Annotated in this window: 5 protein-coding genes; 1 reads left to right on the top strand and 4 read right to left on the bottom strand. The window is 41.7% G+C overall.

Annotation, left to right across the window (positions count from 1 at the left end; genetic code table 11):
• The 3 genes from AABK37_RS40455 to AABK37_RS40445 all read right to left on the bottom strand — a co-directional run.
• Positions 1-120, bottom strand: a 120-nt coding sequence (locus AABK37_RS40455; protein ID WP_432557017.1) for a MerR family transcriptional regulator, incomplete at its 3' end; no start/stop codon positions are given.
• A 310-nt stretch (positions 121-430) separates the two neighbouring features.
• Complete coding sequence (locus AABK37_RS40450) at positions 431-982, bottom strand: DUF2231 domain-containing protein (protein WP_089127527.1); 552 nt, start codon at positions 980-982, stop codon at positions 431-433.
• A 22-nt stretch (positions 983-1,004) separates the two neighbouring features.
• Entirely contained in the window at positions 1,005-1,739 is a 735-nt protein-coding gene (locus AABK37_RS40445) for an LmeA family phospholipid-binding protein (protein ID WP_432557016.1), read from the bottom strand.
• Positions 1,740-1,996: 257 nt separating this feature from the next.
• Between AABK37_RS40445 and AABK37_RS40440 the strand changes: the two genes are divergently transcribed.
• The gene (locus AABK37_RS40440) at positions 1,997-3,031 is read left to right on the top strand and encodes a hemerythrin domain-containing protein (protein WP_432557015.1); all 1,035 of its coding nucleotides are present in this window, start codon (positions 1,997-1,999) and stop codon (positions 3,029-3,031) included.
• A gap of 471 nt (positions 3,032-3,502) precedes the next feature.
• Here the strand turns inward: AABK37_RS40440 and AABK37_RS40435 are convergent, their stop codons facing one another.
• Positions 3,503-4,684 (bottom strand): M20 family metallopeptidase, encoded by a 1,182-nt coding sequence (locus AABK37_RS40435; RefSeq protein WP_432557014.1) that lies wholly within the window; start codon positions 4,682-4,684, stop codon positions 3,503-3,505.
• Positions 4,685-4,791 lie beyond the last annotated feature (107 nt).

The raw sequence follows: 4,791 nt of genomic DNA, 5'->3' as shown, positions 1-4,791 counted from the left end.
GGTATAAATTCTTTGATTCCCTAAAGTACGTTCAGGAATCAATTTACCTTCAGATTCCCAACGACGTAAAGTAGAAGCTGAAACACCTATTAAATCTCCAAACTCTGCAACTTTCCACATATAGCTCATCACATCAAGGAACTGTAGATAAGTTTAGCAAGGTTTTTAACTATTTAGTTGAACTCTTCAGCCAAAGGAACGAAGATGCCATTTACAAGTAAGATGCTTATGACAATCAGCACTCTCGCAGTCTGAGGAAACAGCAGAAGACGCAAATAGGGATTTTGCCAGCAAGGAAGTTGAACATTTCCCTAGAGACATTGATTGACGGTATGAATTATAAAGACGTTCCTAAGGAACGTCTCTACAATACGTCAAATTTATCGACGTTGTTTGTCAAATCACCCCGCGAATATCCAACGCCTATTTGTTAAGGGTATCTTCTACTACCGGCACCGACAACACCGATTTTGTGACGATATGAAAGTTCAGCACCAAACCAGCCAGAAGCACTAGTCAGCGTACCGACAACGAGGGATAGTAACAATCCCCAAGGTAAAATTCTCGCGTCAGCATTGCCCCAACGCAAAAGGAAGTTGACGAGTGATAAAACTAGAATCGCAACGTTAAGTATCATGTGTACCCAACCCGCGCTGCGCTTGCGGACTCGTTCAATTCTCAAAAAGTCGCTCATACCGATCGCAGCTGCTAACAAACCTGCACCTAATCCGAGTCCGATTAGCCATATTGAAGCTCTAGCCCAGAAAAAATCACGAGTTAACCAATAGCCGAAATCGGTTCCCAAAGCTAAAGCTAAAAAAGCGATCGGGAAGATGACACTCAAAGGGTGTAAAGGATGTCCGGCGATCGCTACCGTGCTGGGTACACCAGTATCCATATACTCTCTGTCGTCACTTTCAATCAGTGGCGGAATATTGGGAAAAGGTGTAGAAGTTGTTTGGTTTGTATCTGTAGTTTCCATTTTATCCTGAATTTATTACTTTTTAACCGGAGGGAATTTGCTCAACGTAAGCTTCAGCTTGCAACGTTAATTTACCTGCTTCTACTTTTAGTTGCTTGACTCGCAGAGTCATTCCTTCTAAATCGAAGTTACTCAAATTCAAAATTTCGCTGGTTTGTTCTACCAAAGCTTTGGTTAATTCTGGCGATGCTTCCTCATTATCGCCGTATTCAACATTTTCTAGAGAAACACTTTGCCCGTTAGCACTAATTCTGGGTGTTGCTGTAAAAGCAACTTGCTTTTGACTTTCTTGTAACAATATACTGGCATTTAATGCCACCTTACCCGTTTCTAGTAGGTGAAAATCTACATGTTGAGGTTCAATTGTCATCAATTGCCCATTAACGTGTATTTTTTGATTTTGGAGTTGCGATCGCACATATTCAGAATTGAAAGCGCGATTGATATCAGCTTCAGTTAATACAACTCGCGTACTGGCTTGAGTCGGTTGAGTGAGTTCAACTTTGCCAAAAGCAACACTCAGAGGATTGATGGCAACGCTATTCATATGCATTTCTAATTCCTCCATTCGGAGGTCTTTTTGCATTACCAAACCTTCGCCCTCAATTGCCACTTCATCTACTTGCCCTTGAACCAGTTTCAGCGGATCGGTTTTGATATCTACATCTAAATTTTCGACTTCATCTAATTGGCTAGATAACCCTATTTCTGCGGCTTTATTTAGTGCCTGCTCTCCCAATCCTGGACTGTCTGGCATTATTAATTAATCTCCGATTTGACTATCCTTGAGTCAATCTAGAAAATTGGCTAAAAAAATTTATCTATCTGGCGATGGAGTGAAGATAAAACAGTTATCTATCTAAAAGTAGAAGGAGAAAAAATTAGTATTAAAATTCGCTTTTTTCTATCCTTAGTTATGCAGGCATCGCTCAAAAGAAAGAGGAAATCATCCAATACCCTGTGGCAACGTAGTATTAACACTGATTTAAAGAGTTTTTCAGAGGAGAACAAAAAATGGTAGCGACTTTAGATGATACTAAGCGCTCTGCGATCGCCACGAAATTGGCAGACATGAAAGCACTACAACAATTGTTGATTCAAAATGAGCAATTGTTTTTGAAAGAAACAAACGATTCGGAAATCAGCAAGCGTTTCCAAGACATGCTCAATGATGACCAAAAAAACTTGGGCATTTTGGAAACTGTAATCGTCCAGTATGGCGTACATGGCGAACCCAAAGACACCATTAAAGAAATGGTTGAAAAAATTGGGCAATTGATGCAAGGCTCAAAATTGAGCTTGTATGAAAAAGTATTTCAGCATGAATTGTTGAAGCACCAACAAGTAATGTCTGGCTTGACCGTTCACAAGGCTGCTCAAAAAGTTGGCGCTGACGTGATGTTAGCGATCGGACCTTTGAATGCAATTAACTTTGAAAACCGCGCTCACCAAGAACAACTCAAAGGTGTTCTCGAAATTTTGGGTGTCCGCGAACTCACTGGACAAGAGGCAGACCAAGGTATTTGGGCACGAGTTCAAGACGCTATGGCAGCATTCAGCGGTGTTGTGGGTAGTGTTGTTACCCAAAACAGCGACAAGCAAGATTTGAACATCCAGGATCTTATCCGCCTGGATCACAACAAAGTTAATACTCTGTTCACCGAATTGCTGGCAAGCAACGATCCTCAAAAGATCCAAGAATACTTCGGTCAAATCTACAAGGATTTATCAGCTCACGCTGAAGCAGAAGAAGAAGTCGTTTACCCAAGAGTACGTCCTTTCTACGGTCAAAACGACACCCAAGAGCTGTATGACGAGCAAGCTGAAATGAAGAAGATGCTAGATGAAATCAAAGCTATCGATCCATCTTCATCTCAATTCAAAGACAAAATCAAACAGTTGATGGACGTTGTTGGCGACCACATTCGTCAAGAAGAAAGCACAATGTTTGCTGCGATTCGCAACAACTTGAGCACTCAAGAAAGCGAACAATTGTCTACAGAATTCAAAGCTGCTAAGAGCAAAATTGCAGAGAAAATGGCTAAGTAGAAATTTAAGTGTAAAAGTGGGATAATCCCACCCTTACAGCAACCTAGGAAGAGAAGTTTTCATCTCTAATGCCTATCTGAAAAAGAGCAGCTCGGCAGTAAGTATAAAAGGTAAAAGTTTTCTCCTTCTTTCTTTTTCCTTTTGACTTTCCTCGGTGCTGATACTAGAAGCAATTTGCAAAATTTTCCAGATGTGGGTTTAAATTTATAACTCCTAGCACTCATGTGTTAGGAGTTTTTTATGTAATATTATGTCCGTGTTTCTTAACACTAATAAAAACCCCACAACCGTCGTAGAGACGTTCCACACCGAACGTCTCTACAATATGTGCGATTTATTAAAGATAATATAATGGCGTTTGATTTCCAAATAAATCTAGAAATTATCGGATATTTGTGATTTCAAAACAACATCGTAGAGACGTTCGGTTCGGAACGTCTCTACGTAACAACCGAATTCACTATTTAAGTTTTAACCGTGCATCCAATATTTGTAAGCGCTATATGCCATAGTCACAACTCCGGTGATAATGGCAGATTCATCAACTTCAAATTGGGGATGGTGCAATGGGTGATTAATGCTTCTATCTTTGTAGCCTACACCTAAGCGAAACATCGAACCAGGGGCATGTTCTAAATAAACAGAAAAATCTTCAGCACCTAGAGAGGGTTCGGGTAATACTTGAATGCGATCGCTCGTCCATGCTTCTTCGGCAGCTGATTGTAACAACTGTGTTAAAGCATAATCATTTTGCACGCTGGGCACACCTTGGCGATAATTGACTTGATAACGTGCCCCGTATGAATTGCAGACATTAGCGACGATTTGTTCAATCCATTTTGGTAGATTAGCACGAGTTTCCGGATGAAGCGATCGCACGGTTCCTAACAACTGCACTTGATCTGCAATCACATTCGGTGCTCTACCACCATTAATCTTACCTATACTCAACACTACAGGACGCAACGGATTCTGCGTCCGGCTAATCGCTTGTTGCAGTGTAGTAATTACTTGGGAAGCAATCCAGATGGCATCAATCGCCTCATGCGGACGAGCGCCATGTCCAGATTCACCCATAATGATAATCTCTATATCGTCAGCAGCCGCCGTCAACGCCCCATAACGCACACCAATTGAACCTGCGGGTATCGAAGGGAAAACATGAACGCTTAATACAGCCGAGACATCTTTCATCGCTCCATCTGCTACCATCCAGTTTGCCCCTTGAGCAATTTCCTCTGCTGGCTGAAATAAAAATCGTATCTTACCAGGTAACTCCTCTGCTACTTGGGACAATACCATTGCCGTTCCCAAACCGACTGTAGTGTGGACATCATGACCGCAAGCGTGCATTATACCTTTTTGACGAGAGGCATATTCCAAATTAGTACGTTCTTGGATTGGCAAAGCGTCCATATCAGTGCGAATTGCCAATAAACGATTATCGTTACCAGTTCCTTGCAGTTCTCCAATCACACCAGTTTTACCAATACCCTCTTGTACATGAACACCACTAGAAGACAAAACACCAGCAACAAAAGCTGCTGTTTGGTATTCCTGACCGCTGAGTTCTGGGTGAGAGTGAATATGGCGACGAATTTCAATTAAACGAGGCGCTAGTTTTATTGCTAAGTCTTTAATACAGGTAAGCATCGATCAACTAATCTACAGGCTTGTTTCCCATCATAAAGAAACGTTACAAAAATAACGAATGAGCGAGAGGGGGAGGGGGGAGGGGGGGAGTGGGGGAGTGGGGGAGG

The organism is Tolypothrix sp. VBCCA 56010 (genome assembly GCF_050875635.1).
Taxonomy (GTDB): domain Bacteria; phylum Cyanobacteriota; class Cyanobacteriia; order Cyanobacteriales; family Nostocaceae; genus Hassallia.
The sequence above is the reverse complement of the archived record's forward strand: the minus strand, read 5'-3'. Positions and strand labels throughout refer to the sequence as shown.